At 50.2% G+C, this 434-nt stretch carries 1 pseudogene; it reads right to left on the reverse strand.

Annotated features, from left to right (window positions below):
• Window positions 1-192, reverse strand: a pseudogene (locus tag WM40_RS32000) (hypothetical protein); the annotation flags it as partial.
• Window positions 193-434 lie beyond the last annotated feature (242 nt).

Consider the following 434-nt stretch of genomic DNA (forward strand, 5'->3'; position numbering starts at 1 on the left):
AATCAACAACGTTGCCAGTGTTGCCGCAAGCAGTGCTGCTCCAACGCCCGCGGCGTACATCATAATTCTGCGACGAAGTTGAACAGGTAAGACACAAAAATCCACCCGGCCACCGAAAGGAAGGAAGCTGAACCAAAGGCCCCCCCCAAAGGCGACCGATCCGAAATAAGCAATGGGTCCCAATTCGGACATGCCGAGGCTTCACGCCATAGCACCAACCGGTGATCGCGTGACCAAATTCGTGGACAATGCTATAAGGCACGGCTAGCAGAACCAAGGTCAGGAGGAAACGAAGAATTTGCACCAGTCCATTTTCTACTATGTCATCACGTAGAAAGTACAGCGAAAACAAGCAGAAGCTAAAAACAATAAGAATCGCAGGAAACAAGGCTGATAGCAGCCAAGTCCGGGTTGCTGTTGTAGGGTTAGTCTTA

The sequence above is a fragment of the Robbsia andropogonis genome, from assembly GCF_000970345.1.
GTDB classification, from domain to species: domain Bacteria; phylum Pseudomonadota; class Gammaproteobacteria; order Burkholderiales; family Burkholderiaceae; genus Robbsia; species Robbsia andropogonis.